A 26,654-nucleotide genomic window follows, 5' to 3' on the forward strand; every position below is an offset into this window, starting at 1 on the left:
GGCCGCGCCGCCCGTGTCCGTACGGGGGCTCACGCCCCGGCGCGGGCGGCGAGCACCGTCGGGGACCTGCGCATCAGGACGGCGTAGAGGGCGGCCGCCACGGTCATGCCGGCGGGCAGCGAGAGGTCCACGCCGCCCAGGGCGGAGGCGACGGGGCCCGTGTAGAGGGTGTCGACGCAGAGGGCGGCCGCGCCCACCCCGACCAGGGCCGCGAGGGCGCCGGAGCCGTTGAATCCGCCGGTGTACCAGAAGGGGCCGCCCGGCGTCTCGTCCGCGAGGGCCGCGGCGTCGTAGCGGCCCCGGCGCAAGGCGACGTCGGTGGCGTACACGGCCATCAGGGGACCGAGCAGGACGACGGTCAGCTGGAGGGCGTTGCTGACGGTGTCGAGGAGGCTGGAGGCCAGCAGACCGTACAGGGTCAGGGCGACGGCCGCGGCCCCGTCGACCAGCACGCTGACCGAGCGGCGCACCCGCAGCCCGACCGCCTGGAGGGCGAGGCCCGCGCTGTAGGCGGTCAGGGCGTTGACGGCGATCGTGCCGAGGACGAGGGAGAGCAGGAAGAGCGGGTAGAACCAGCCGGGCAGCAGCTCTTCCAGGCCGGTCTGCGGGTCGGTCATGTCGACGGCGGTCGCGGCGAACGCGCCCAGGGAGCAGACGGCGACGCCCGCCAGGAAGCCGCCGGAGGCGGTCCACCCGACGACGGCCCTGCGGGAGGCCGTGCGGGGCAGGTAGCGGGAGAAGTCGGCGCTGGTGGTGTAGGACAGCGGGCCCGCGGCGATCAGGGTGGTCCCGGCGATCAGCACGGCCCACAGGGCCCGGCCGGACAGCGGTTCGGCGGGGCGGTAGGCGAAGTCGGTCCGCCCGGCCACGCAGACGGCCACGACGGCGAAGGCGGCGGTGAGCACCAGCGTGATCGGCAGGTAGAGCCGCACGATGGCGGCGTGGCCGTAGACGCTGATGGCGAGCGTGAGGACGGCGATGAGCACGACGACGGCCACCTTGACGCCGGTGTTCGCCGTGATGCCCGCCTTCTCGACGAGGGCGAAGGCGGCCGCCGCCGCGGCGGCCAGGTTGAGGGCGAAGTAGCAGACGGAGAGCAGCCAGCCGCCGATCGCGTTGTTCACCCGGTTGCCGATGATCCCGTACATCGTCCGCGTGATCACCTCGCTGGGCGTGCCGGAGGCCGGTCCGGAGACCGCGACGAGGCCGGTGAACAGCCAGAACAGATTGCCCACGACGATCACCGCGAGGGCTTGCCGGAGGGTCAGGCCCATCAGGACCAGGGCGCCGCCGATGACGAGGCTGAGGTAATTGACGTTCGCGGCCGCCCAGACGGAGAACAGCTGGCGGGGACGGCCGTGGCGTTCCCCGTCGGGGACGTGGTCGATGCCGTGGGCCTCGATGCGGGGCGGGCGCGGCGGGGCGGGCTCGGTGGCCCCGGTCGCGGCGACGGCCGCCGGCCGCGGGTCGGGATTCGTGGACGCCATGGGGCCCTCCGGTGCTGGTCGTACCCACCTGCTTGCTTATTGGTCGCACACTCAATAGCATCCTTCCCATGCCGTCAAGCACTGAGCGCACACGTATCCGGAAGTCTCCCGAGGCCCGTCGGGCGGAGATCGTCGGCGCGGCGGCCGCCGTCGCCCTGGCCGAGGGGCTGGAGTGCGTCACGCTGCGCCGGATCGCCGACGAGCTCGCCGTCCGGCCCGGTCTGATCAGCCATTACTTCCCGGTGGTGGAGGACTTGGTGGCGGAGGCGTTCGGCAGCGCCGCGGGCGCGGAACTCGACGCCCTGCTGCCCGATCCGCCGCCCCCGGGCACCGCCACGGAGCACCTCGCCCGGTTCCTCGCCCGCACCTCGGGCACCGCGTACGACACCATCAGCCGGCTCTGGATCAACGCGCGCCACCTCAGCCGCTACCGGCCCGTCCTGCGCGAGCGGGTCGCCGCCCAGGAAGCCGCCTGGCGCGGACGGCTGGAGGCGCTGCTGTCGCGGGGGGTGGCCGGGGGCGAGTTCCGCACGCCGGACCCGTACGTCACCACCATCCAGATCCTGGTCGTCCTCGACGGACTCGGCGCGCACGCCAACACGGACACGCGGGACCGCCCGGCGGCGGTGACCGCCATGGCCGTCTCCACGGCGGAGAACCTGCTCGGCCTGGCGGCCGGCACCCTCACCCGGGCCGCCGGCACTCCTGCCGGGACTCCTGCCGACACCCCTGCCGACGGCGCGGCCTCCCCCGGCGGCGACGGCGGCTCCTCCGCCGGATCGTCCGGCCTCCCCGACTGACCCTCCCGTTCCCCCTTGGAGCCGCCGTGCACCCCCGTCTCGTCCTGCTCTCCGCCCGCCTCCTGGACCCGGCCACCGGCGCCTTCCTGCCGGAGACCGCCCTCGCCGCCTCCGGCGGACGGATCCGCGCCCTGGGCGACGACCGCCGGATCCGCGCCCTCGCGGACCCCTCGACGACGGTGATCGACCTCAAGGGTGCGGTGGTGACCCCCGGCCTGGTCGACGGCCACCTCCACCCCGTGTCGGGCGCCGAACTGACCCACGGCCTCGACCTGTCCGCGTGCACCGGCCTGGAAGAGGTCCGCGCCGCCCTCGCCCGGGCGGTACGGGAGCTCGCGCCCGGCGCGTGGCTGCACGGCTGGGGCCTCGACCCGAACGTGTTCGGCGACCGGCCCGTCGAGACCGCGCCCTTCGACACCGTGCTCGACGGCGTCCCCGCGCTCCTGCTGCTCTTCGACGCCCACTCCATGCTGGCCAGCCGGCGGGCCCTGCAACTGGCCGGCGTGGACGGACCGCGCACCTTCGACCAGGCTTCGTCCGAGGTGGTCTGCGACGCCGACGGCCGTCCCACCGGGCTGCTGCTGGAGGACGCCGCCTGCGCCCTCGTGGAGCGCGCCGCCCCGCAGCCCACCCGGCAGGAGCGGCTCGACCGGCTCGCCGCCACCCTGGACGCCATGGCCGCCGCCGGACTGACCGGCGCGCACGTCATGGACGCGAACGGCGACAGCAGCGCCTTCTTCTCCGAACTCGACGCGGCCGGCGCACTGCCGATGCGGCTGCGGGTGGCGCCCTGGTGCCAGCCCGGCACCGACGCGGAGGGGGTGCGCGCGCTCATCGAGCGGCAAGGCACCGGCGGCATCCTGTGGCGGACCGACGGCATCAAGATCTTCATGGACGGCACCGTCGACAACGGCACCGCCTGGCTGGAACGCCCGGACTGCCACGGCGAGTCCACGCACGCGTTCTGGCCCGACCCCGAGGTCTACACCCGGACCGTCGGCGCGTTCCACCGGGCCGGCGTGCCCACCGCGACCCATGCGATCGGCGACGCGGCCGTCCGCCACGCCCTCGACGCCGTCGAGCGGGCCCGGGCCGGCGGCGGACCCGGAGTGCGGCACCGGATCGAGCACATCGAGACCGTGCCGGACGACACCCTGCGCCGGTTCGCGGAGCTGGACGTCATCGCGTCCATGCAGCCCACCCACTGCTGCGACTTCACCCGGGCGGACCACACCGACAACTGGTCGCGCCGCCTGGGCGAGGAGCGCGCCGCCCGCGCCTGGCGCTGCCGCGACCTGTGGGACTCCGGCGCCACCGTGGTCCTCGGCTCCGACTGGCCCATCGCCCCCTATCCGCCCCTCGGCGTGATGGCGGGCGCCCGTCACCGCCGGCCCTCCCGCGACCTCACGCAGCCGCCGCACGGCCCCGGGCAGGCGCTCACCGCCCTGGAGGCGCTGCAGGGCATCACCGTCAACGCGGCCCGGGCGGCGGGCGAGGAGGGGGTGGCCGGCCGGATCGCCGTCGGGTACCGCGCCGACCTCACGGTCCTCGCCGACAGCCCGCTGACCACGGCCGCCGCCGACCTGGCCGGGCTGCCCGTACTGCTCACCGTCCTCGACGGCCGTCCCACGTACCGCGCCCCGGGCGTGTGACCGGGCCCGGTGGTGGCCTTCCGCCCCTGCTGCTTTGCTGGTGACGTCCGCACCCCCACGAGCCCGAGGACGACTGATCATGAGCGGCGAGAACCAGCCGAGCGAGCGGGTCCGGCACCTGCGGGACAAGGCCCAGGGACTGGAGCAGGCGGCCCAGCACGCCGAGGATCCCGCGGACCGGCAGCGGCTGACGGACGAGGCCCTGCGCATCCGCCAGGAGCTCGAACGGGACGAAGGGCCGGGCACCGGGACCATGGACCCCATGTAGCCCGGCCGGCCGGACCGCGGGTGACGGGGACCCGAGTACCGCCGCCCCGGGGGGTTTACGCGGCGCCGGACCGGTCACACGAGCAGGGACGGGATCCGCGGCCGACGGCCGTACGGGAACCCGTCGAGGCCCCGGGCCGCACGACGCCTTCCCCGTACGGGGCGGCCCGGAGCACCGGCACCATCTGACTGCCGTCCGGGACCGCACGGCAGCCGGGCCGCCCGGACCGCGCCCCCGACGGGGCGGGTCTGCGGCGCCGGGCCCGGCAGACCCCCGGCGACGACGCTCGGACCGCCGCCCCCGGGCAGCGGTACCCGGCGGCAGCCGGCCGCCGGAAGGCCCCCGGGGAGCGGGGATTCAGGCAGTGAAGGGCAGCGCGGACCGCCCGTGGCCCCCGCCGATCAGCCGGCGCCGCTCCCGCTCGGTGAGCCCGCCCCAGACCCCGAACGCCTCCTCGGCCTTCAGCGCGTGCCGCAGGCAGTCGCGCTGGACGGGGCACAGCGCGCACACCTCCTTGGCCGCCGCGTCCCGCCGCGCCCGGTCGGGCCCCCGCTCCCCCGCCGGGTGGAAGAACAGCCGCGAGCCCAGTTCACGGCAGGCGGCCCCCTCCTGCCACAGCCAGTGATGCTCGGCACGACCCGGCAGGCGCGACACGTTTCCCACCTCTGAACCCCCATCGGCTCATCACATGTTCGGACATACGATCACTGCCCGTCTGGCCAGCCGGACGCTCTTGAAACCCCGGACCGCGAAAGTGACGGCCTGGGCCTAGAGCCAGCCGTTGCGGCGGAAGGCGCGGTAGAGGAGGCCGGAGGCGACCGCCATCAGGGCGACGGCGAGCGGATAGCCGTAGCTCCAGTGGAGTTCCGGCATGTGCTCGAAGTTCATTCCGTAGACGCCGGCGACCATCGTGGGGATCGCGAAGATCGCGGCCCAGGCCGAGATGCGCCGCATGTCGTCGTTCTGCCAGGTGCCCACCCGGGCCTGCTGGGCGTCGAGGACCGAATTCAGCAGCTCGTCGAGCGTGCGCACCTCGGTGTCGGTGCGGTGCAGGTGATCGGCGACGTCCCGGAAGTACGGGAGCACCTTCGCCGGCCGCTGCTCCTCGGCCACCCCGCCCAGCAGCCCGGGCAGGACGGGGACCAGCGGCTGCACGGCGTCCCGGAACTCGCGCACCTCCCGCTTGAGGGAGTAGATCTCCTCGGTGTGGTCGACGCGGGAGGAGGAGAAGACCCGGTCCTCCAGCCGGTCGAGCGCGGCGCGCACGGTCTCGGCGGCCTCTCCGTAGGCGTCGACGACGACGTCGAGGACGGCGTGCAGCACGGACAGCGGGCCGAAGCGCAGCATCGCCGGATCGGCGTCCAGGCGGCGGGCCGCCTCCGCGGCCGGGTCCACGGCGCCGTGGCGGACGGTGAGGACGTAGTGCGGCCCGACGAAGACCATCATCTCGCCGGTCTCCACCGCCGCGTCCTCCTCGACGTACCAGAGCGTCTTCAGCGCGATGGCCAGGACCTCGCCGAACCGCTCCCGCTTGGGACGCTGGCGCGCCTGGACGGCGTCCTCGACGGCCAGCGGGTGCAGACCCAGTTCCTGGGCCAGCGAAACGAGCTCGTCCTCGGCCGGGTCGACCAGCCGCACCCAGCCGAATTCGCCGTCGCCCAGCCCGCGCAGCCGCTTCAGCACGAGCCGGCACGCCTCGTCCTCCAGGCCGCACTGGACCGTCTCCGACCTGCCGGACCCCTCTTCGTACAGCACGCATTCCATGGGTCGCGCATGCTTCAAAGCCAGGCGTTCATGCCCCGGCCGCACGCCCCGGATCTCCGGTGGTTTCCGCGTAACGGGTGAAACCGGATATCGGGGGTACCCGCAGGACAGCCGGGACGGTCGTCGTGACGCAGCAGGGGACCTGCTCACCTCCAAGATCGACGGCCGTCCCGGTGCGCGCAGCGTCGATGGCCGCCACGACGGAGCGTGACGGCCCTCCGGACGGCCCTTGACCTCAAGTCCGCTTGAGATCCTACGGTTTCACCCATGACCACTTACGCAGCAGACCCGACCGTCGTCCCCGAGCGCTACCGCAGCGCGGTGGTGGCGCACATCATGGTGCCCGACGCCGACGCCGCGATCTCCTTCTACCGGCAGGCCTTCGGAGCGGTCGAGGAGTTCCGGCTGGCCGGACCCGACGGCCGGATCCCGCACGCCGAGATACGGATCGCCGGATCCGTCCTGATGCTCGGCGACATCTCGGAGGGCCCCTTCGCCGCCCCCGCCGAGCTGGCCGGAACCTCGGTGGCCCTGCACCTCTTCGTGCCCGACGTGGACTCCCTCGTCGAGCGGGCCGTCGCGGCCGGCGCCGAGCTGGTGCGGGAGCCCGCGGACCAGTTCCACGGCGACCGCAACGCCGTCCTCCGCGACCCCTTCGGACACCTGTGGGTCTTCCTGACGCACCTGAAGGACCTCTCCGAGGAGGAAGTGGTGCGCGGCTTCCACGCGGCGACGGCCCCGGAGTCACCCGCTGCATGACCCCGCTCGCGGCCGGGCGGGTCCAGCCTCCCTGGAGCACCGCTCGGCCGGCGGTCGGACCGCGGACACGGGGGTGACGCCCCGTGATCACCGGTTTCGGCCGGGGCCCGCCCCCGGGCGCCCGCCCCGCGTAGGCTTCGCCCAGCACGGACACGGCCGGGGGCGGAGCACATGACAGCAGGAACTGCACGGACGGCGGAGCGCTGGGAGGCGACCCTCGATTCGGTCGTCGTGTACGCGCAGGGCGCGGTCTGCCGGCGCCTGGCCCGGGGCAGCGTGCCGCCCGACGGCCGGGTACGGGTGACGGGCCTGCCGCGCTCACTGGACCCGGGCTCGTTGCGGGCCCGGGTCCTCGGCACGGCGGCCGTGCGCGTCACCGGGGTACGGGTGGAGGTCGAGGCGGCGCCGGCCGGTACGCCCGCGCCCGAGGGGCTGCGGCAGGAGGTGGAGCGGCTGGACGAGGCGTACGCGGCCGCGCAGGCCCGCCGCGCCCGTCAGCTGGGCCTGATCGAGGAGGTCTCCTCCCTCCAGCCGGTGCCTCCGGTCCGCAAACGCGACACGGAGCACCGCCGAACCCCGGCCGACGCCTGGCTGGAGCTCGCGGACTTCGTCGACGGGCGGCTGACCGCCCTCCACGCCCGGCTCGCCGAGCTGGAGGAGGCGCTCCGCGACATCGAGCACGAACGCGCCGTCGCCGCCGACCGGCTCGCCCGCGCCTCCACCGACGCGCCGCAGGCGCACGTACGGACCACGGTCTGCGCGGTCCTCACCCTCGAATCCCGCGGGACGGACGAAGAGCACGAAACGCACGGCGGCGCCGGGGACACGGAGGTGGAACTGGAGCTCGAGTACGGGGTGCCGGGCGCCGTCTGGGTGCCGACGTACCGGCTGGCACACCGTCAGGGCGAGGACGACGGCCGCCTGCTGCTGCGCGCCTCGGTCGCGCAGCGGACCGGTGAGGACTGGACCGGCGTACGCATCGCCCTGGCCACCGCCGATCTGCGGCGCCGCACCGGCCTGCCGGCGCTGCGCTCGGTCCGGATCGGGCGCCGTCAGCCCGCACCGCCGCCGTCCGGCTGGCGCGAGCCCCCGGCGGGGCTGGCCGGCCTGTTCGCCGGGTACGAGGCGGCCGGCCGGCCTCCCGGCGCCGCCCCCGCGCCCCCGGCCGCGGCGTCCGGTCCCGTGCCCCCGCCGCCTCCCCCGGCCGCGGCGGCGCCGCCGGCCCCGCAGGGCTACGGCGCCCCGCAGGGCTACGGAGCGCCCCCCGGTGGCCCGGCTTCCGACGGGTACGCGGGCGCGGTGCCCGCCCCCGCGCCCTCACTGCCGCGTGCCGCCGCCCGCCGCGACCGCTCCCCGTCCTTCGCGGCCGCTCCGGCCGGCGGGGCCCCGGCGCCCGCCCCGGCCGCCGCGCCCGTACCCGTACCCCTGCCCGAACCGGTGTCAGGGCCGCCACGGCCGAGCGGCGCCGAACTCGACTACGCCGGTCTCGTCCTGTCCGGCCCCGATGAGCAGGACGCCCGCCGGGGCCGGCTGTTCCCGGGCGCTCCCTTCGACCCGGCGGCGGCCGGGGAGCGCCGCCGCGCCGAGGCGGTCGCCGCGCTGCCGCCGCCGGCGCGGGCCGTACGGCCGCGCGAGTCGGCGGGTTCCTTCGACCACCGCTACGACGGCGCCGCCCGCGCCGACGTCCCTTCGGACGGCACCTGGCACACCGTCACCGTGGCCGAGGTCCCGGTCGGCCTGCGCACCGAGTACCTGTGCGTGCCCTCCGTGGAGCAGACCGTGTACGCGACGCTGGTGCTCTCCAACGCCACCGGCCAGGCGCTGTTGGCGGGGCCGGTGGAGGTCGTCGTCGACGACGAGTTCCTGCTCACCGCCGACCTGCCCACGCTCGCCCCCGGCGGGGTCCGCCGGGTGGGCCTGGGGCCCGCCGAGGGCATCCGGGTCACCCGCCGGACGAACCTGCACGAGTCGACCGCCGGGCTGCGGGGCAGCACCACCGTGCTCGACCACCGCGTCCACGTGGAGCTCGCCAACCGGCTGGCGCGGCCCGTCACCGTCGAGGTGCGCGAGCGGGTCCCGGTCGCCTCCGAGCCCGAGGTCCGGATCGAGGAGCGGGCGGACTGGACGGTGCCCGAGGAGGGCGCGGGACCCGAACACCCCGCCCCGGGCACCCGCCTGTGGCGGCTGGACCTGCCCGCGGGCGGCACGGCCGTCCTCGACGGCGGTTACGAGATCCGCATCCCGGCCGGCAAGGCCCTGGCCGGCGGCAACCGCAGGAGCTGACCCACCGATGTCCACGCACACCCCGCCGATCCCCTTCCCCGTCACCGCCGTCACCTGCCTGGAGGACCGCGCCCACGTCGAACGGACCCTCGTGCTGGACCTGGCGGCGGGTGTCCAGCGGCTGCGGCTCGGGCCGGTCAGCGCCCTCGCCGTCGACCGGACCCTGCACGCCGAAGTCAGCGCCGGGCACGCCGCGCGGGTGCTCGACGTACGGATCGTCCGGACGTGGACCCCGCGCGCTCCGCTGCCGTCGGCCGCGGACGATTCCGCCCTGCGCCGGCGCGCCCGCGCCGTCGAGGAGGAGCGGATCGCGGCCGGGCGGCAGCGCGACCGGCTGCACGCCCGCCTCGGCCTGCTGACCCGGCTCGCGGCCGACCTGCTGCGGGAGATCGGTGAGGGCGCGGGCCGAGGAGAGGCCGAACGGGAGCGCTGGACCGTCGAACTGGACCGGGTGGACGGCGAGCGGGACACCTGCGGGGAGCAACTGCGCACCGTGGAGGCGCGGCTGACCGCCCTCGCGGCCGAACTCGCCGAGATCCGGGCGGCCGTGCGGCTCTCGGAAGCGGAACCCGCCGAGCTCGTCGGGCACGTCGAACTGACGGTGGAGAGCGGGGCCGCCGGGCCGGCCACCCTGCGGCTGGGCCACCTCGTCCCGTGTGCGCTGTGGCGGCCCGCCTACCGGGCCGTGCTCGACGGCGACGCGCTGACCCTGGAGACCGACGCCGTGGTGTGGCAGCGCACCGGCGAGGACTGGCCGGACGTACGGCTGACGCTGTCGACCGCGCGATCCGCCCTGGCCGGCGATCCGCCCCGGCTGGCCGAGGACCGGCTGACGCTGCGGGACCGGTCCGCGGCGGAGCGGCACACGGTGGACGTCGAGCTGCGCGAGGAGGAGATCGCCGCCCTCGGTCCGGCCCCGGTCGTCGGGCTGCCGGGGGTGGACGACGGGGGCGAGGCGCGCGTGCTGCACGCGCCCGCACCGGTCTCGCTGCCCGGGGACGGGCGCGCCCACCGGGTGCCGCTGTCCGCCTTCAGCACGCCGGTGACCAGTGAGTACGCCTGTTCGCCCGAGCTGTCGCCGCTGGTCGGCCAGGTGGTGCGGGGCGAGAACCGTTCCGGGCACGCGCTGCTCGCCGGTCCGGTGGACCTGGTGCGCGGCAGCGGTTTCGCCGGCCGCGGCACGCTGGACTTCACCGCCCCGGGGGCCGTGGTGGAGCTCGGCTTCGGCAGCAGCGACGACCACCGTGTGGTGCGGGAGACCGAGGAGTCCCGCGAGACGACCGGACTGACCCGGCGGACCGTGGTCACCCGTACGGTCCGGTTGCACCTGTCGCGGTTCTCCGCCCCCGGGGAGCACGGCGAGCGGGTGGTGGTCCTGCGGGAACGGATCCCGGTCTCCGAGGTCTCGGCGGTGCAGGTGCGCCTGCGCGGGGACGCCTGCTCCCCGCCGCCGGGTGCGGTCGACGCCGAGGGGATCGCCCGCTGGGACGTCCCCCTGCCGCCCGGCGGCCGCCGCACGGTCACCCTGGTCTACGAGGTGTCGGCGAGCGACCGGGTCTCCGGGCTCTGAGCCGGGCGGTCCGCCGGCCCGCCCGGCACCGCCCGCCTTTGCGCTCCGCGCGCTTGTTGTGCGGCGGCGCCCTGCGTGTTCCCGTGCGGTGCGCTCCGCGGTGCGCGACCATACGGACGCAGCCAGCGGGGGGATCACCGACAGGAAAGAAGGACGGACGTGTCCGGCAGCGAGAGCGAGAACCCAGCAATCCCCGCCCCGGCCCCCGCGCCGGCCCGCCCCCGCACGAACCGGGACTGGTGGCCGAACCAACTGGACCTCCAGGTCCTCCATCAGCATTCGCCGCTGTCCGATCCGATGGACGCGGACTTCGACTACGCGCGGGAATTCGCCGGCCTGGACGTCGACGCGCTGAAGCGGGACGTCTTCGAGGTGATGACCGCCTCGCAGGACTGGTGGCCGGCCGACTACGGCCACTACGGGCCGCTCTTCATCCGGATGAGCTGGCATTCCGCCGGGACGTACCGCATCGAGGACGGCAGGGGCGGTGGCGGGGCGGGTGCCCAGCGGTTCGCCCCGCTCAACAGCTGGCCGGACAACGCGAGCCTCGACAAGGCCCGGCGCCTGCTGTGGCCGGTCAAGCAGAAGTACGGCCGGAAGATCTCGTGGGCCGACCTGCTGGTGTTCGCCGGGAACTGCGCCATCGAGTCCATGGGGCTCAAGACCTTCGGGTTCGGCTTCGGCCGCGAGGACGTCTGGGAGCCCGGGGAGATCTTCTGGGGACCCGAGGACACCTGGCTCGGGGACGAGCGCTACAGCGGCGACCGGGAGCTCACCGGTCCGTTCGGCGCCGTGCAGATGGGCCTGATCTACGTCAATCCCGAGGGGCCGAACGGCAACCCGGACCCGATCACCGCCGCCCGGGACATCCGCGAGACGTTCCGCCGCATGGCGATGAACGACGAGGAGACGGCCGCGCTGATCATCGGCGGCCACACCTTCGGCAAGTGCCACGGCGCGGTCGACCCCGACTGCATCGGTCCGGAGCCGGAGGCCGGGCCCATCGAGCAGCAGGGCCTGGGGTGGCGCAACACCTGCGGCAGCGGCAAGGGCGTCGACTCGCTCACCAGTGGGCTGGAGGGCGCCTGGACCGCCGAACCGACCACGTGGGACAACGGCTACCTCGACAACCTGTTCCGGTACGAGTGGGAGCTGACCCGCAGCCCCGCCGGGGCGCAGCAGTGGACGCCGACGGACCCGGCGGCGCGGGACACGGTGCCCGACGCCCACGACCCGGCGAAGCGGCACGCCCCCATGATGCTGACGACGGACCTGGCGCTGAAGCTGGATCCGGTCTACGGCCCGATCGCCAAGCGGTTCCACGAGAACCCGGACCAGCTCGCGGACGCCTTCGCCAAGGCCTGGTACAAGCTGCTGCACCGCGACATGGGGCCCCTGTCGCGCTACCTCGGGCCGTGGATCGCCGAGCCGCAGCTGTGGCAGGACCCGGTGCCCGCGGCCGAGGGGTCGCCGCTCTCGGACGCGGACGTCGCCGCCCTCAAGGAGAAGGTCCTCGCCTCGGGGCTGTCCGTGTCCCAACTGGTCACCACCGCCTGGGCGTCGGCGGCGAGCTTCCGGGGCACCGACAAGCGCGGCGGGGCCAACGGGGCCCGGATCCGGCTCGCGCCGCAGAAGGACTGGGAGGCCAACGACCTGCCCGAGGTGGCCGAGACGGTGCGCACCCTGGACGGGATCCGGCAGGACTTCAACAGCGGCCGGTCCGGTGGCGGGCCGGTCTCGCTGGCCGACCTGATCGTCCTGGGCGGGTGCGCGGCCGTCGAACGCGCCGCGAAGGACGCGGGGCACGCCGTCACGGTGCCGTTCGCGCCGGGCCGGACGGACGCCTCGCAGGAGCAGACCGACGTGGAGTCGTTCGCGGTGCTCGAACCGCGGGCGGACGGGTTCCGCAACTACCTGCGGGCGGGCGAGAAGCTCTCGCCGGAGACGCTCCTGCTGGACCGGGCGAACCTGTTGGACCTGACCGCGCCCGAGATGACGGTGCTGACCGGCGGCATGCGGGCCCTGGACACCGGCTTCAAGCAGTCCCCGCACGGGGTCTTCACCGACCGCCCGGGGACGCTGACCAACGACTTCTTCGTCAACCTGCTGGACATGAACACGCAGTGGAAGCCGTCGGCCACGACGGAGAACGTGTTCGAGGGCCGGGACCGGGCGACGGGCGAGGTCAAGTGGACGGCCACGGCCGTCGACCTCGTCTTCGGTTCGCACTCCCAGCTGCGCGCGCTCGCGGAGGTCTACGCGGCCCGGGACGCCGGGGAGAAGTTCGTGCGCGACTTCGTGGCGGCGTGGGACAAGGTGATGAACCTGGACCGGTTCGACCTCGTCTGACGCCGGTTGCGCAGGGTACCGGGGCCCCGCCGTCCCGGTACCCTGCTCCGGCCGGGGCCTCACCCCGGAGGCCGCGTCCGGAATGTGGAACAGAACGGTCCAAGATCCGGACCGTGGTTGCGCCCGCCCGAGGCGCGCGGACAGGATACGGCCATGGCCCCCGTACTCGTATCGCGTCGTCACGTGGATCTGCTGCGTGTCTCGACCATGCTGTGTCGGGCCGAATCCTCCCGTGCGCACGGCTGTTGATCCGCTGACCGGCTGATCCGCCGCTTCCGACACCGCACGGACATCCCCGGGGCGCCCGCCGCCCCCACCTCACCGCGCCGCACCGTTGCGCGGTGCACCGTTCCGTGATGCGCCGCGCCGCGTTCGCGCACGGTCGTCCGCTGCCGTGCTCCGCCGTCCGTCCTCCCGCTCCCCCGCCCGTGCACGCGTGCTCCGCCCGTCGGCGGTGGCACGTGTCATGCCGCTGCCCCGACGAGGTCCGCCCATGCCCGAAAGCCCCCTGCTCCTGCACTGGTTCCTGCCCACCGGCGGGGACGGCCGCGATCCCGGCGGCGTCACCGCCGTACAGGGCCGCACCGGCGCCGCCACCCGGCGGCCCGCCGACATCCCCTACCTGGCCCAGGTGGCCCGCGCGGCCGAGCAGGCCGGTTTCCACTCGCTGCTGACTCCCGTGGGGCTCGGCTGCGTCGACCCCTGGATCCTCAGCGCCGCACTGGCCCAGCACACCACCCGCATCGGCTTCCTCGTGGCGTTCCGGGCCGGTTTCGCCAGTGCGACCCTGATCGCCCAACAGGCCGACGCCTTCCGCCGGTTCGCGGGAGGCCGGATCGCCCTCAATGTGGTGACGGGCGGTGATCCCGCCGAACAGCGCGCCTACGGGGACCAGTTGGAGCACGATGACCGCTACGCCCGTACCGAGGAGGTGATGGCGGTCCTGCGGGCCCTCCTCGACGGGGCGACCGTCGACCACGCGGGAGCCCACCTGCGCGTCGAGGGCGCCCGCCTCACCGGCCCCGAACTGCGCCACCCCGTACCGCTGTACTTCGGCGGGGCCTCGCCCGCCGCCGAGGAGGTCGCCGCACGGCAGGCCGACGTCCAGCTCCTGTGGGGCGAGCCGCCGGCCGCCGTCGCCGTGCGCGTCGCCCGGCTGCGCGAGCGGGCCCGGGCGGCGGGCCGCCGCATGCGCTTCGGCCTGCGGCTGCACGTCATCAGCCGGGACACCGCCGCCGAGGCCTGGTCCGAGGCGGACCGCATCCTCGCCGGGATCGACCCGGAGGCCGTACGCGCGAGCCAGGAACGGTTCGCCGCCATGGACTCCACCGGGCAGGCCCGGATGACGGCCCTGCACGGCGGGGTCGCGGACGCCGCCCGCCTCACGGTGACGCCGAACCTGTGGGCGGGCATCGGCCTGGTCCGCGAGGGCGCCGGCACGGCGCTGGTCGGCTCGCACGACGAGGTGGCCGCCCGGCTGGCCGAGTACCGGGCCCTGGGCATCGACGAGTTCGTGCTCTCCGGCTACCCGCACCTGGAGGAGGCGTACCGGGTCGGCGAGGAAGTGGCCCCGCGGCTGCGCGCCCTGACCGGGGCGGCCGCCGCGTGAGCGCCGTGACCGCGACGGTGGCCGGGCCCGGCCACCGCCCGCCACCGGGCCCCCCGGATCCGGCCGGTTCCGCGTCCCCGGGGCGCCACAGGCTCCGCGAGGCGCTGCGCTGGGGCGCCCTGCGGGCCGTGGCCCTCGTGGTCCTCCTCGGCGGCTGGCAGGCGGTGGTGTCGGCGCAGTGGTGGCCGCGCGTGCTGGTGCCGTCCCCCGGTGACGTGTGGCGCCAGTTCGTCCTCGCCTCCACCGTGCACGACGGGGTCCGCGGCTACGGCGGCCACCTGCTGGTCGAGCACCTGGGCGTGAGCCTCGGCCGGATCGGCACGGGCTGCGCGTACGCCGTGCTCGCCGGGGTGCCGCTGGGCCTGCTGATCGGTACGGTCCGGCCGTTGGCCGTCGTACTGGAGCCCGCGGTGACCTTCCTGCGGACCCTGCCGCCGCTCGCGTACCTCTCGCTGCTCGTCATCTGGTTCGGCATCGACGAGGCCCCGAAGATCTGGCTGCTGGTGATCGCCGCGCTGCCGCCCGTCGCGGCGGCCACCGCGGCGGCCGTCCGCACCGTCCCCGGCCAACTCGTCGAAGCCGCCCGGGCCCTGGGCTCGGGTCCGGTCGCGCTGCTGCTGGCCGTACGGCTGCCGGCCGCCCTGCCGGAGATCCTCACCGGCGTCCGCATCGCCGTCGGGGTCGCGTACACCTCGGTCGTCGCGGCCGAGACCGTCAACGGCGTGCCCGGCATCGGCGGCATGATCCGCGACGCCCAGCGCTACAACCAGACCGCCCTGGTGATCGCGGGCATCCTCGCCATCGGACTGTCCGGCATCGTGCTGGACGCGCTGCTGCGCCTCGTCGAGCGGATCGCCGTGCCGTGGCGCGGCCGGGCCTGAGCCCCTACCGCCGTCCTCCTCCCCCCTCTCGTTCCCCTTCCCCCCTTCCAGACCGGAGACCAGCCATGCCCGCACCCCTGTCCCGCCGCACCCTGCTGCTCGCCGCGGCCCTCACCCTGACGGCCGCCGCGACGTCCGCCTGCGGGGGCGGCGGGGACGGCTCCGGCGGCGGCGCCGGACGGACCACCGTACGGATCGCCTACCAGGCGATACCCAACGCCGACCTGGTGGTGAAGAACCAGCGGCTGCTGGAGGAGTCCCTGCCCGACGTCGATGTGAAATGGGTGAAGTTCGAGTCCGGGGGCGACGTGAACACGGCCGTGATCGCCGGTGCCGTGGACCTCGGCCTGGCTGGGTCGAGCCCGGTCACCAAGGGACTGTCCGCACCGCTGGACATCCCCTACAAGGTGGTGTGGATCCACGACCTGATCGGGGACAACGAGGCGCTCGTCGCCAGGGCCGGGATCGGCTCGGTGAAGGACCTGGCGGGCAAGAAGGTGGCCACGCCCTTCGGTTCGACCGCCCACTACTCGCTGCTCGCCGCGCTGAGCGCCGCCGGGGTGGACCCGTCGGCCGTGCGGACCATCGACCTCCAGCCGCAGGACGCGCTCGCCGCCTGGAAGCGCGGGGACATCGACGCCGCGTACGTGTGGACACCGACCCTGGGCGAACTGGCCAAGGACGGCAAGGTGCTCGTCAGCAGCCGCGAACTGGCCGCGCAGGGCAAGCCGACCGCCGATCTGGGGGTGGTCACGAACGCGTTCGCGGCCCGGCACCCCGAGGTGGTCACCGCCTGGATCAAAGCGCAGGACCGGGCCGTGGCGCAGGCCCGCACCGCGCCGGACCAGGCCGCGCGGTCCATCGGAGCGGAGCTCGGACTGCCGGCCGAGGAGGCGAAGCGGCAGCTGTCGCAGCTGGTGCTGCTGAGCGCGAAGGAACAGACTGCTCCCGAGTACCTGGGTACGCCCGGCGCGCCCGGCAGGCTGGCGGCGAACCTGCACGACGCCGCCGTCTTCCTGAAGGGGCAGAAGGCGGTCGACGCGGTGCCGGACGAGGCCGTGTTCGGGCGGGCGCTCGCGGTGGAGGAGCTCGGCCGTGCCGCGAACTGACGCCCCCGGTACGGACGTCGCCGTCGTGGACCTGACAGGGGTGTCGGTCCGCTACGGCCCGGCCGGACAGCCGGTGACGGCGCTCGAAGGCGTGGACCTGCGGATCCGCGCGGGCGAGTTCGTCGTCCTGGTCGGGCCGTCCGGATGCGGCAAGACCAGCCTGCTGCGCGTGGTGGCGGGCTTCGAGCGGCCCGCCGCGGGCACCGCCCTGGTCCGGGGGGCGGTCCCGCGGCCGGGCGCGGCGGCCGGTGTGGTGTTCCAGCAGCCCCGGCTGTTCCCCTGGCGCACGGTCGGCGGGAACCTCGGCTTCGCGCTGGGCCGGCTCGGGGTGCCGCGCGCCGAGCGGGCGGACCGGATCGCGGAGCTCCTCGACCGGGTGGGGCTGCCGGGCACGGCGGACCGGCGGACGTGGGAGCTGTCGGGCGGTCAGCAGCAGCGGGTGGCGCTGGCCAGGGCGCTGGCGGCGGAACCGGGCCTGCTGCTCATGGACGAGCCGTTCGCCGCGCTCGACGCGCTCACCCGGGAGCGGCTCCAGGAAGAGGTACGGACCCTGGCCGGGCGGCTCGGCACGACGGTGCTGTTCGTGACCCATTCGGCGGAGGAGGCCGTCCTGCTGGGCTCCCGGGTCCTGGTCATGGCGGCGGATCCCGGCAGGGTGGTGGCGGAGCTGCCGATCGGCCTGGACCGTTCCCCGGACACGGACGTCTCCGCGCTGCGGGCCTCCCCCGAGTTCGCCCGGCTGCGCGGCCGGCTGACGCGGACCATGCGCGGCTGAGGCGTCCCACCCGGGGCACGCCGGATGGGCCGGCACGTGGTGCCGGCCCATCTCCCCCGTTCGCATCACCGGACGCGACACCTCCCCGCGGGGAACTGCGGGGAGGTTTGCCGAGGTCCGGGCCTTGCGGCAAGAACCACTCTCGTCGGGCCCGAAGTCTCGAACAAGACCGAGCTGGCCTACGATGCGGTGCGCGAAACTCACCGATCGCGGAGCCGAGGGGGACTGTCGTGGAGCGGCACGAGATGGAGGCGTTCCTGACGCTGGCCGAGGAACTGCACTTCCGGCGCACGTCCGAGCGGCTGGGTCTGGCGCAGGGCAGGGTGAGCCAGACGATCCGGAAACTGGAACGCCGCATCGGCGTACCGCTGTTCGAGCGGACCAGCCGCAAGGTCACGCTGACACCGGTCGGGGCGCGGCTGCGTGATGACCTGTTGCCCGCGTTCCAGCAGATGCAGCGGGCGCTGGCCGACGCCGCGGCCTCGGCCAACGAGATCAACGGCGTCCTGCGGGTGGGCTACTCCAGCCCCATGGCGGCCGCGCTGATCCTCGACGCCGCCGACCGGCTCGCCGCCCGCCACCCCGGCCTGGAGGTGCAGATCCAGGAGGTCCAGCTCGCGGACCCGTTCGGCCCGATCCGCAGCGAGCAGGTCCACGTACAGGTCACCGAACTGCCCGTCGACGAGAGCGACCTCGTCGTCGACCGGATCCTGTTCTCCGAGGAGCGCCGGATCCTGGTCAACCGGGACGACCCCCTCGCCCGGGCCGGTGAACTGACCCTGGAGGACCTCGCCTCCACCACCCTCATCTCCTTCGCGGGCATGCCCCCCTACATGCAGGACTACCACTACCCCCGCTTCACCCCGTCCGGGCGGACGGTTCCGCGCAGGGAGGCATCGTTCTGGCAGGAAGCGCTGGCCATGGTCGGCGCGGGAAGGGGCGTCACCTTCGCCTGCGCGCGCGCCGAGGAGTACTACGCCCGCCAGGACACCGTCTGGCTCCCCTTCCCGCACTTCCCGCGCATCGACTACGGGCTCATCTGGCCCCGCAACGCCCACACGGCCCGCGTCCAGGTGTTCGCCCGCACCATCACCGACGCCGCCGGCGGCTGAGCCCGGCGGGCCGGGCCCGCGTGCGGCGGCCGAACGGCTGAAACGCCCTCCGCGCCACGACCGGCCGCGCGCGGGGTCCGGGGGGCGGCGGGTAGAGCTTGCGTGCGGGGCGGCACCCGTCGTCCGGCGGACGCGGAGAGGACGCAGCCCATGTCGCGCAGTCGCGCCGATGCCCGCACGAGGCACCCCCGGCACGAACGCCGGGGCGAAGCCCGGCTGCCCGCGGTCATCGCGACGCTGGTGGCGATCGGGCTGTACCAGGTGCTGCCGCAGCAGCTGCTGGTGGGACCGCACTACGTCCTGCTCGGGCTGGAGCTGCTGCTCCTCGTTCCGTTGATCGCGATCAATCCGAAGCGGCTCACCCGCCAGACCAGGCTCTCCCGCACCCTGTCGCTGGCACTCGTCCTGATCATCGCCGCGAGCAACCTGGTCGCCCTGGGCATCCTGATCCACGACCTGGTCTCCGCCGGGGTGAAGGACGGGGGCTCCCTGCTGACGGCCGCGTTCCAGGTGTGGCTGACCAACATCATCGTCTTCGGCCTGGCGTACTGGGAGCTGGACCGGGGCGGTCCCGTCAGCCGGACCCAGACGCCTCGCGACGGGCTTCCGCTGGCGGACTTCCGCTTCTCCCAGGACGAGAACCACGACGCGGTCGAGGAGGTCGCGGACGGCTCCAGCGTCAGCTCCGACTGGGTGCCGACCCTGATGGACTACCTGTACGTGTCCGTCACCAATTCGACCGCCTTCAGCCCGACCGACACCATGCCGCTGTCCACCCGCGCCAAGCTGATGATGAGCGTGCAGAGCGTCGCCGCGCTGATGACCTCGCTCCTGGTCATCGCCCGCGCGGTGAGCATCCTGCACTAGCGCCGCTTCCCCCGCCTACTGCGCGTCCGGATCCCCGCCCGCCGGGGCCGACGCGAGGGCGATGCACTCCACGTCGATGCTGTCGGCGAGCTCGTCGAGGACCCCGGCGAGATTGTCCACCGTCTGACGGTCGACCCCCGGATCGGGGGCGTCCTCCGCCGCCCGCACCCAGTCCCCGGCGATGGTGCGCAGCAGGGCGGTGACCTGGGCGGCGGGGATCAGCGGGCCGTCCTGGCCCGCCGGGATCAGCGGAATGGTGACCTTGATCATGGAACCGCCTTCCGGAGTGCCCGTACGTGCGTGCTCGTGCGCTTACCCCGCACGGAGACGGGTAAGCGCCCCGGTGTGGGGCCGTACGGCAGCGGGAGGATCCATGACCCGACGCGTCCACGAGGTGATGACCGGGAACCCGGTGAGCGTGGAGCGGCTGACCACGCTGGCGGAGGCCGCCCGGGTGATGCGCGACGCCGACATCGGTGACGTCCTGGTCGTCGACGACGGGAAGCTCCGCGGGATCCTCACCGACCGGGACATCGTCGTCCGCGCGCTGGCGCAGGACCGTGACCCGGCGGACACGACGGTCCTCGCGGTGTGCACCACGGAGCCGGTCACGGTTCGCCGCGACGACGACGTCGACCTGGCGGTGGACCTCATGCGGCGGCACGCGCTGCGGCGGCTGCCCGTGGAGAGCGAGAACGGCGAGCTCGTCGGCATCGTCAGCCTCGGTGACCTGGAGGTCGAGCGCGATCCCGGCTCCCCGCTGTCGTCCATCGCCGCCGCGGAGCGCGGCTGCTGAGCCCCGGGGGGCGGGGCGTCCGAAGCCCGTGGGGGTGGGAGGTCAGGCGGGCTGCCACAGTTCGATCCGGTTGCCCTCGGGATCCGTGACCCAGCCGAAGCGGCCCACCCCCTCCATCTCCTGTGGTTCCCCGGCCACGTCCGCGCCCTTGGAGCGCAGCTGCGCGAGCATCGCGTCCAGGTCGCGGACGCGGAAGTTGAGCATCGTCTGCTGGGCGCGGGGCCCGAAGTAGTCGGTGCCGGACTCGAAGGCCGCGAACACCGTCGGCCCCGCCTCCTGCCGCCACAGCCCGTTGTCATCGGCGTCCAGCCCCAGGCAGTCGCGGTACCACGCGCCCAGGGCGGCGGGGTCGGCGGCCCGCAGGAAGTATCCGCCGATTCCGAGCACACGTTCCATGCCGCCATCATGCCAGGGCGCCGACCGGGTCGGACGCGGTCGGCGGAGCCGGGGACCGGCCCGCCACCCGCACGAGTGAGCATCCTTGCGCCCCGCCGGGGCAGACGGGTCCCATGTCCGGAGAACACGCACGCCCGACCAGCACGCTGTTCCCTTCCGCCCCGCAGGACGAGACCGCCGCGCCGGCCCATGCGGCGAGGCGTCGGCACGCCTTCAGGAGGCGGCTGCGGCGCCGGATCCTCGCCTACAGCGGCATCGAGTTCCTGGCCCCCGAGCCCTCGGCGCTCCCCGGTACCGGTACCGGAACCGGTCCCGGCGAGGAGTGCCTGCTCCTCCTGCACTCCGGCGGCGTCGTCGGCCGGGTGCGGTACCACCTGTGCGCCGCGTGCGCCGAGGGTGTGATCACCGGCGTCGAGATCGACGCGTCGTTCCGCTCCACCGGCCTCGACACCCGCGCCCTCTCGCACCTGCGCGCCAGCCACCCCGGCGTCGCCTGGCGCAGCACCCTGACCCGGCGCACGACCCGCGACCTGCTGCGCCGCATGCGCATCCCGGCGTCCGTCCCCGGCGCGCCCGGCTCCGTCTGCCCGCACCTGCCGGACACCGCCGCCGGGGCGGCCCGGGCCGCCCGCTGAGCGCTGCTCAGCCCCGTGGGGAGCTGATGCGGTCGGGCTGGATCACGTACAGCACGCGGACCTGGTCGCGTCCCCCGTACCAGGGGTAGGGGCCGCCGAGGTACTTCTGCGCGAGCGCCTCGATGTGGTCGACCGCGCCCTCGGTGGTTACGCGCACCACACGGCCGCGGATCTGGACGTAGGCGGCCGGTTCGGCGGGATCCGCGACGGCGACGGCCACCCGCGGATCGCGCGCGATGTTCCGGGTCTTCTGATGCGACGCGACGCTGTTGATCAGGACGTGCACGCCGTCGGTATCGACCCAGGTCTGGGTGAGCTGGGGCGATCCGTCGGGCATCGTCGTCGCGATGTAGCAGGTGCTGGGGCGGCGCAGCAGCGCCAGCACGTCCTCGCCGAGAGGCACGGGCACGCGGGTCTCCTGGGGGCGGTTCGCGGACGGCGGTGGCCGGGCCACCGTAGTCGCCGCGCGCGGCCGGACCCGCTCCGCCGCCCTGCGCGGCGCACCCCGTCAGCCGGACGGCGGCAGCGGCGCGGCAGGCTCGGCGCGGAGCCGCCGGGACACGACGCCGCCGTGGTCCGGAGCGGGCCCTGGGGCTGCTCCGGACCACGGCGGTCCGGGGAACCGGCTCGCGGACCGGCTCGCGGGTCAGCCCGGCCAGGTGCCCGTCACGCGGCGGGTCGCGACGGCGCCCGAGCGGTCGACCGCAGCCTTGACCACGGCGAAGATCGCGCCCTGGAGGGCGGCGGCTATCAGCACCTCCTGCCACGAGCGGTGCTCGTCCGTGGCGTTGGGCGCGTCACCCTCGCCCTCCACCGCCTTCCAGACCTGCTTGAAGGCGGCGCCCGCGATCATGCCGCTGACCGCGCCCAGGGCCAGCCCGACCGGCTTGTAGGCGATCTTCGCCGCGTTCATCGGCGCCCACGGCCGCGCCGGATCAGCAGGATGACGACGAGAGCGGCGCCGAAGGCGAGCAGCGGCCCCCGGTTCGAGCGGGCCAGCGTCGCGCCCCGGCCCGCGCTGTCGAGCAAGGGGTCCAGCACGGGGTCCGGCGTCCTGTCCTTGACCAGCCGAGCGGCCTGCTGGGCCTTCGTACGGATCTGACCGGCCACCAGAGCGGACTTCTGCGCCGCCTGTTCCTTGACGGCGGCCGTCTTCTCCTTCGCCCGTGCCTTCACGTCGGCCTTGCCGGCCAGTGCCTCGACGGTCGCGCCGAGCTCGTCACGAGTGCGTTCGACCTGCTCGCGCAGCTCCTCGGGGGTGGGGGTGCCGATATGGGTGTGCGGGTCGTCCGTCATCGGTGTGCCTTCTCCTTGATCTCGGCCAGATCGGCCTTGACGCTGTCGATGGTCTGCGCGGGGGCGGGGCCGCCCGCCTCCGCGAACTGCTTCTTCCCCGCCGTTGCCGCAATCGCGGCGGCGACGGCCAGCACCGCCGTGACGATGAGGGCCGAAGCCCACACCGGCAGCACCAGCGCGAGGGCGGCGATGCCCGTCGCGACCAGGGCCTGCGCCGCCAGGACCGCGATCAGGCCCGCCGCGCCGACCAGTCCGCCGCCCTTCCCGAAGCGTTTGCCCTTCCGGGTCATCTCGGCCCGGGCCAGGCTCATCTCCTCGCGGACCAGTTCCGAGATCTGCTGGGAAGCGCGCGAGACCAGCACGCTCACGGACTCATCCGTGCCGCGGGTCTCCTGTCCTACCGTGCTCATGACGTGTCACCTGCCTTCGTCCTCGCCGTCGTCCTCGTCGGCTCTTCGCGTGTCCTGCCCGTTCCGGCCGCCTGTCCCGCGGCTACCCAGCATTCGGGCGGGCACCCGCCGGGTGCCCCGGCGCTCGTGCGGGGGCGGCGGCCGTCACCGCTCCATGCGGTGGCGGTCCTCGTCGCTCCACGCGCGGGTGTCGCGGGGCCGGACGTAGGGCTCCTCGTCCTCGGGCATGCCGCCGGCGATCGCGCGCTGCCGGGCCATCTCGGCGTCGAACTCCAGGCCGAGGAGGATCGCGAGGTTGGTGATCCACAGCCAGACCAGGAAGACGATCACACCGGCGACCGTGCCGTACGTCTTGTTGTACGAGGCGAAGTTGGCCACGTAGAAGGCGAATCCGGCAGAGGCGGCCAGCCAGATCACCACGGCCAGGACGCAGCCCGGCGTCACCCACGCGAACCCGCGGCCCTTGGCGTTCGGCGCGGCCCAGTACAGCAGTGCGATCATGACCGTGACGAGGAGCACCAGGACCGGCCACTTCGCGACCGACCACACCGTGAGGGCGCTGTCCCCGATCCCGAGGGCCTGTCCCGCCTCCCGGGCCAGGCCCCCGGTGAACACGACGATCAGCGCACTGGCGCACGCGAGGACCATCAGGGTCACGGTGAGCGCCAGGCGCAGCGGCAGCACCTTCCACACGGGCCGGCCCTCGGGGACGTCGTAGACGGCGTTCGCGGCGCGGATGAACGCGGCGATGTAGCCGGAGGCGGACCACAGGGCCACCACCAGTCCGACCACCGCCAGCAGCGATCCGACGCCGCTGCGGCCCTGGACCTGCCGCACCGCGTCGGTGATCACGTCCCTGGCGGAACCGGGCGCCAGCTTCCGTACGGTGTCCAGCACCTGTTCCGTCGCCGACTCGCCGGCGATGCCCAGCAGGGAGACGAGCACCAGCAGCGCGGGAAAGACCGCCAGTACGCCGTAGTAGGTCAGGGCCGCGGCGCGGTCGCCGAGCTCGTCGGTGCGGAACTCCCCGACCGTCCCCCGCAGCACGGCCCGCCAGGAACGCGCGGGCAGCTCCTTGAGCCGGTCGGGGGCCCGCTCCTCGACCTGCGCGTCAGGCCCCGCGACGGCCGTCCGCTCGGCGTCGGCACGGTCAGGGCCGCTTGCACGGCCTCGGTTCGGTGGGAGTGTCATACCCTGCGGCTTTCCAGCCTCGCGCCGGTCATGTCCCCGCGGACCGACGGAAACGCGCGGGGGTGCGCACGGCGCGGACGTCCGGCGTAATGGACGGACGGGCGGACGGGCGGACGGGCGGACGGGCGGACGGACCGGCGGACGGCGACGGCGGTCAGCGGGCGGATCGGGAGGGCGCGATGGGAACGAGCCTGGTCGTCGCGGCGATCGTGCTCGCGGCCCTGGTGGTCAGGGCGGCCCTCGCCGAGCTCCGGGAGCCCGGCACCGGCGGGCGCCGGTGGCAGTTCCTCACCGACCCCCGCGCCGTCTCGGCCGGGGCGGTCACCGCGCTCGTACTCGGCCCGCTGGGCTGGTGGCGGGCGGGCGGCGAAGGCGTCGTATGGGCGGCGCTCGCCGCGGTCCTCACCGCGTTCGCCGTGGGGCAGGGCCGCCGGCCCCTCTGATCCGCCGCGGGCGCGGCCGTCACTGCGCGGCGGCGCGGGCCCGCCTGCGCGCACGACGTGCCGCGCGCCGCCGGGGCGCCGACGCGTGCCACGTGCGGACGAGGAAGACCGCCGCGGAGGCGGCGAAGAGCGCGGCCGTGATCAGCAGCCAGCGCGGCAGGAACCCGCCGGCCGGGAGCGCCGTGGTGGCGGTGTAGTGACCGACCTGGCGCAGCACGAGCGGCCACCAGACCAGCAGCAGGAGCCCCGAGACGAACGCCGGGACCCGTACGTAGTTGACGCTCGGCCTCGGCGGCCCGGCGCCCGCGTCCCCGTCCCCGTCCGCGTCCGCATCCGTGTCCGCGGCGGGCCGTCCCCGGAACAGGCGCTGCGCGGCCCGGTCGGTCAGCGAGTAGAGGGGCAGGAGCACGAGGTCGTGCAGGAGCGCGGCACCGACGAACCACAGGGCCACGCCCACGGTGTCGCCGTCGAGCAGGCGCACGCCCGCGTAGGCGGCGAGGGCGAAGGAGGCGAGGACGAGGAGCAGGTGGAGCGGGGAGGCTCCGTAGCGCCTGCGGAAGGCGGCCGCGCCGCCCACGCCGCCCATGCCGCCCATGCCGCCCATGCCGCCCAGGCCCCGCATGCCCCTCATGCCGGTTCCCCGAAGGTGAGGCGGGTGACCCATTTGGTGTTGTGGACGCCGGGGGCGCCGGGGACGATGACGCGGGCCGGATAGCCGTGGTCGGGCGTGAGGACGGCCCCGTTGACGCGGACGGCCAGCAGGGAGCGGCGGTCACGCACCTGGTTGTCCCGCAGGACGACGGAACTGAACGATCCGCCCCGCTGCACCGATTCCACCAGGGCCCGCGGGGTGTCCGCGCCCGCTCCGACGAGGGCCGCCAGGGCCGTGAGCCGGACGCCGCTCCACAGCTGGTCGGGCGTCGACCAGCCCTCCACACAGGCGATGGGCAGGGCGGCCTCGTGCTGCTCCATGGCCAGCAGTTCCTCGCGGGTCAGGACGACCTGACGCCCCGCAGCGCGCACGGTCAGCCGCCAGGCGGCCCCGATGTCGCTCGGCCGGATCCCGACGGACGCCGCCGTCTTGTTGATCTGGAAGCCGTTGGGGCCGGAACCGGGGTCCTGCCCGTGCGGGGCGAGCAGCGCGGTCCGGCGCCACCAGCCGCCCACGCTCTGCCCGGCCGTCACCACGAACAGCGCCAGGGAGCCGAGCCCGACCATGCCGAGGGCGCCCCGGCGGGAGATGGTCGGGGCGGCCGGACGCGGCGAGACCAACCCGGCGGCCTCCGCCGTGCCCGCCGCCGGCTGCGCGGCTCCGGCCCGTACCGCCCGCAGGGCGCGGGGCAGTCGCGAGGCCACGTGGACGACGAAGGCGCCGATGAACACCCACGCCCCGTAGAAGTGCAGGACGTAGAACGAGCCCGGGAAGACGTAGTGCAGCTGGACGTTGAGGATGCCGGTGGCGAACTCGAAGCCGGCGCCGCCCACGAGCAGGAGCAGCGACAGGCGCTCGACGCCGTGGCTGACGGACCGTACGGGCGGCCACTCGAAGAGCTTGGGGATGACCGACCACAGCTTCGCCAGCAGCACGGGGACGAGGACGACGCCCAGGACGACGTGGACGCCCTGGGTCAGCCGGTAGAGCCAGTGCGGCGAGGTGGGCCAGGAGAACAGGTAGAAGCCGAGCCAGCCCTTGTCGGGCGTCTGGTCGTTGACCGGCGCCAGGTCCGGGTTGTAGGCCGCGTACGAGAGCAGGCCCGTGAGGAACAGCAGCGTGACACCGGCCAGCAGGACGAGCCCCAGTACGGCCGTCAGCCAGGGCCCCCGCAGCGGGCTGCGCCAGAACTCCGCGCGGGCCGGCCCCGGCGGGGGCCCGGTCGGCACGACGGAGCGCAGCGCACCGCGCACCCGCTCGACCGGACCCGGCTCGTTCTCACCCTCGGGCGCACCCACCGGAACACCTCCGTACGAAGCAGGCTTCTCGGACATCTTTCGCTGAGGAGAACATGCCGCACCGCGACGCCCGCCGTCCGCACGACACGCATCGAGGCCGGGACGGCGGAAACAGGCCCGAACGGCGCGGCTGGAACTGTGCGTAGCCGTACGCCCTTCGGGCAACGAAATCCGCACCTGACGGCCCGTTCGACCATCGAATCTTAAGTTACCTGCGGGTTGCGCCAATATAAAAGCTGGTCACCACTTGCG

Annotated in this window: 28 protein-coding genes; 16 read left to right on the forward strand and 12 right to left on the reverse strand. The window is 74.5% G+C overall.

Going from position 1 to position 26,654, the window contains the following annotated elements:
- Positions 1 to 29: 29 nt before the first annotated feature.
- Positions 30 to 1,487, reverse strand: a complete 1,458-nt coding sequence (locus ACGFXC_RS06655; protein WP_393710172.1) for a purine-cytosine permease family protein — start codon at positions 1,485 to 1,487, stop codon at positions 30 to 32.
- Between the two features lie 68 nt (positions 1,488 to 1,555).
- On the opposite strand from ACGFXC_RS06655, the gene ACGFXC_RS06660 reads away from it, so the two are divergent.
- From ACGFXC_RS06660 to ACGFXC_RS06670, 3 genes are all read left to right on the forward strand, one after another.
- On the forward strand, positions 1,556 to 2,287 hold the full coding sequence (locus ACGFXC_RS06660) for a TetR/AcrR family transcriptional regulator (RefSeq protein ID WP_393710174.1): 732 nt from the start codon (positions 1,556 to 1,558) through the stop codon (positions 2,285 to 2,287).
- 26 nt (positions 2,288 to 2,313) lie between these two features.
- Positions 2,314 to 3,939: an amidohydrolase gene (locus tag ACGFXC_RS06665; RefSeq protein WP_393710176.1), complete on the forward strand. Its 1,626-nt coding sequence runs from the start codon at positions 2,314 to 2,316 to the stop codon at positions 3,937 to 3,939.
- Positions 3,940 to 4,018: 79 nt separating this feature from the next.
- Positions 4,019 to 4,207, forward strand: coding sequence for a DUF6381 family protein (locus ACGFXC_RS06670; RefSeq protein ID WP_393710177.1), 189 nt, complete (start codon positions 4,019 to 4,021; stop codon positions 4,205 to 4,207).
- 357 nt (positions 4,208 to 4,564) lie between these two features.
- On the opposite strand, the gene ACGFXC_RS06675 is transcribed toward ACGFXC_RS06670, so the two are convergent.
- Together ACGFXC_RS06675 and ACGFXC_RS06680 are read right to left on the reverse strand one after the other, a co-directional pair.
- Entirely contained in the window at positions 4,565 to 4,861 is a 297-nt protein-coding gene (locus ACGFXC_RS06675; RefSeq protein WP_393710179.1) for a WhiB family transcriptional regulator, read from the reverse strand.
- A gap of 114 nt (positions 4,862 to 4,975) precedes the next feature.
- Positions 4,976 to 5,971, reverse strand: a complete 996-nt coding sequence (locus ACGFXC_RS06680) for a magnesium and cobalt transport protein CorA (RefSeq protein WP_393710181.1) — start codon at positions 5,969 to 5,971, stop codon at positions 4,976 to 4,978.
- Between the two features lie 267 nt (positions 5,972 to 6,238).
- Between ACGFXC_RS06680 and ACGFXC_RS06685 the strand changes: the two genes are divergently transcribed.
- The 10 genes from ACGFXC_RS06685 to ACGFXC_RS06730 all read left to right on the forward strand — a co-directional run bounded on the left by ACGFXC_RS06685 (position 6,239) and on the right by ACGFXC_RS06730 (position 19,285).
- Positions 6,239 to 6,730, forward strand: a complete 492-nt coding sequence (locus ACGFXC_RS06685; RefSeq protein WP_393710183.1) for a VOC family protein — start codon at positions 6,239 to 6,241, stop codon at positions 6,728 to 6,730.
- Positions 6,731 to 6,901: 171 nt separating this feature from the next.
- Entirely contained in the window at positions 6,902 to 9,013 is a 2,112-nt protein-coding gene (locus tag ACGFXC_RS06690; protein ID WP_393710185.1) for a DUF4139 domain-containing protein, read from the forward strand.
- A gap of 7 nt (positions 9,014 to 9,020) precedes the next feature.
- Positions 9,021 to 10,583, forward strand: coding sequence for a mucoidy inhibitor MuiA family protein (locus tag ACGFXC_RS06695; protein WP_393710187.1), 1,563 nt, complete (start codon positions 9,021 to 9,023; stop codon positions 10,581 to 10,583).
- Between the two features lie 159 nt (positions 10,584 to 10,742).
- The gene (gene katG, locus ACGFXC_RS06700; protein ID WP_393710189.1) at positions 10,743 to 12,932 is read left to right on the forward strand and encodes a catalase/peroxidase HPI; all 2,190 of its coding nucleotides are present in this window, start codon (positions 10,743 to 10,745) and stop codon (positions 12,930 to 12,932) included.
- Between the two features lie 493 nt (positions 12,933 to 13,425).
- Positions 13,426 to 14,541, forward strand: a complete 1,116-nt coding sequence (locus ACGFXC_RS06705; RefSeq protein WP_393710191.1) for an LLM class flavin-dependent oxidoreductase — start codon at positions 13,426 to 13,428, stop codon at positions 14,539 to 14,541.
- Positions 14,538 to 15,422, forward strand: a complete 885-nt coding sequence (locus ACGFXC_RS06710) for an ABC transporter permease (protein ID WP_393710192.1) — start codon at positions 14,538 to 14,540, stop codon at positions 15,420 to 15,422. Before ACGFXC_RS06705 ends, ACGFXC_RS06710 begins: the two co-directional genes overlap by 4 nt.
- A 65-nt stretch (positions 15,423 to 15,487) precedes the next feature.
- Positions 15,488 to 16,531: an ABC transporter substrate-binding protein gene (locus ACGFXC_RS06715; protein WP_393710194.1), complete on the forward strand. Its 1,044-nt coding sequence runs from the start codon at positions 15,488 to 15,490 to the stop codon at positions 16,529 to 16,531.
- Complete coding sequence (locus ACGFXC_RS06720; RefSeq protein WP_393710196.1) at positions 16,518 to 17,306, forward strand: ABC transporter ATP-binding protein; 789 nt, start codon at positions 16,518 to 16,520, stop codon at positions 17,304 to 17,306. Before ACGFXC_RS06715 ends, ACGFXC_RS06720 begins: the two co-directional genes overlap by 14 nt.
- Before the next feature lie 230 nt (positions 17,307 to 17,536).
- A complete protein-coding gene (locus tag ACGFXC_RS06725; RefSeq protein WP_393710198.1) occupies positions 17,537 to 18,418 on the forward strand; it encodes a LysR family transcriptional regulator in 882 nt (293 codons plus the stop codon).
- 150 nt (positions 18,419 to 18,568) lie between these two features.
- Positions 18,569 to 19,285, forward strand: coding sequence for a hypothetical protein (locus ACGFXC_RS06730; protein WP_393710200.1), 717 nt, complete (start codon positions 18,569 to 18,571; stop codon positions 19,283 to 19,285).
- A 15-nt stretch (positions 19,286 to 19,300) separates the two neighbouring features.
- On the opposite strand, the gene ACGFXC_RS06735 is transcribed toward ACGFXC_RS06730, so the two are convergent.
- Positions 19,301 to 19,555 (reverse strand): DUF6213 family protein, encoded by a 255-nt coding sequence (locus ACGFXC_RS06735; RefSeq protein WP_393710202.1) that lies wholly within the window; start codon positions 19,553 to 19,555, stop codon positions 19,301 to 19,303.
- Positions 19,556 to 19,658: 103 nt separating this feature from the next.
- On the opposite strand from ACGFXC_RS06735, the gene ACGFXC_RS06740 reads away from it, so the two are divergent.
- The gene (locus ACGFXC_RS06740) at positions 19,659 to 20,081 is read left to right on the forward strand and encodes a CBS domain-containing protein (protein WP_393710204.1); all 423 of its coding nucleotides are present in this window, start codon (positions 19,659 to 19,661) and stop codon (positions 20,079 to 20,081) included.
- Between the two features lie 42 nt (positions 20,082 to 20,123).
- Here ACGFXC_RS06740 and ACGFXC_RS06745 read toward each other — a convergent pair whose 3' ends face one another.
- Entirely contained in the window at positions 20,124 to 20,477 is a 354-nt protein-coding gene (locus tag ACGFXC_RS06745) for a VOC family protein (protein WP_393710205.1), read from the reverse strand.
- A 113-nt stretch (positions 20,478 to 20,590) separates the two neighbouring features.
- On the opposite strand from ACGFXC_RS06745, the gene ACGFXC_RS06750 reads away from it, so the two are divergent.
- Positions 20,591 to 21,112: a hypothetical protein gene (locus ACGFXC_RS06750; protein WP_393710207.1), complete on the forward strand. Its 522-nt coding sequence runs from the start codon at positions 20,591 to 20,593 to the stop codon at positions 21,110 to 21,112.
- A 7-nt stretch (positions 21,113 to 21,119) separates the two neighbouring features.
- On the opposite strand, the gene ACGFXC_RS06755 is transcribed toward ACGFXC_RS06750, so the two are convergent.
- From ACGFXC_RS06755 to ACGFXC_RS06775, 5 genes are all read right to left on the reverse strand, one after another.
- Positions 21,120 to 21,521 carry a PPOX class F420-dependent oxidoreductase gene (locus ACGFXC_RS06755; protein ID WP_393710208.1) on the reverse strand — a complete coding sequence of 134 codons (402 nt, stop codon included), beginning with the start codon at positions 21,519 to 21,521 and terminating at the stop codon, positions 21,120 to 21,122.
- A 237-nt stretch (positions 21,522 to 21,758) separates the two neighbouring features.
- A complete protein-coding gene (locus ACGFXC_RS06760; protein WP_393710210.1) occupies positions 21,759 to 22,025 on the reverse strand; it encodes a DUF4235 domain-containing protein in 267 nt (88 codons plus the stop codon).
- Complete coding sequence (locus ACGFXC_RS06765; protein ID WP_393710212.1) at positions 22,022 to 22,408, reverse strand: DUF3618 domain-containing protein; 387 nt, start codon at positions 22,406 to 22,408, stop codon at positions 22,022 to 22,024. Before ACGFXC_RS06765 ends, ACGFXC_RS06760 begins: the two co-directional genes overlap by 4 nt.
- Entirely contained in the window at positions 22,405 to 22,818 is a 414-nt protein-coding gene (locus ACGFXC_RS06770) for a phage holin family protein (protein ID WP_393710214.1), read from the reverse strand. Before ACGFXC_RS06770 ends, ACGFXC_RS06765 begins: the two co-directional genes overlap by 4 nt.
- A gap of 144 nt (positions 22,819 to 22,962) precedes the next feature.
- A complete protein-coding gene (locus ACGFXC_RS06775; protein WP_393710216.1) occupies positions 22,963 to 24,009 on the reverse strand; it encodes a YihY/virulence factor BrkB family protein in 1,047 nt (348 codons plus the stop codon).
- Positions 24,010 to 24,188: 179 nt separating this feature from the next.
- Here ACGFXC_RS06775 and ACGFXC_RS06780 point away from each other — a divergent pair, with 179 nt between their 5' ends.
- Entirely contained in the window at positions 24,189 to 24,452 is a 264-nt protein-coding gene (locus ACGFXC_RS06780; protein WP_393710218.1) for a hypothetical protein, read from the forward strand.
- Positions 24,453 to 24,471: 19 nt separating this feature from the next.
- Here ACGFXC_RS06780 and ACGFXC_RS06785 read toward each other — a convergent pair whose 3' ends face one another.
- Positions 24,472 to 25,074: a hypothetical protein gene (locus ACGFXC_RS06785; RefSeq protein ID WP_393710916.1), complete on the reverse strand. Its 603-nt coding sequence runs from the start codon at positions 25,072 to 25,074 to the stop codon at positions 24,472 to 24,474.
- A 5-nt stretch (positions 25,075 to 25,079) separates the two neighbouring features.
- Complete coding sequence (locus ACGFXC_RS06790; protein WP_393710220.1) at positions 25,080 to 26,402, reverse strand: molybdopterin-dependent oxidoreductase; 1,323 nt, start codon at positions 26,400 to 26,402, stop codon at positions 25,080 to 25,082.
- Positions 26,403 to 26,654 lie beyond the last annotated feature (252 nt).

Origin of the sequence: Streptomyces sp. NPDC048507, from assembly GCF_043199995.1 — a bacterium.
Lineage (GTDB): Bacteria > Actinomycetota > Actinomycetes > Streptomycetales > Streptomycetaceae > Streptomyces.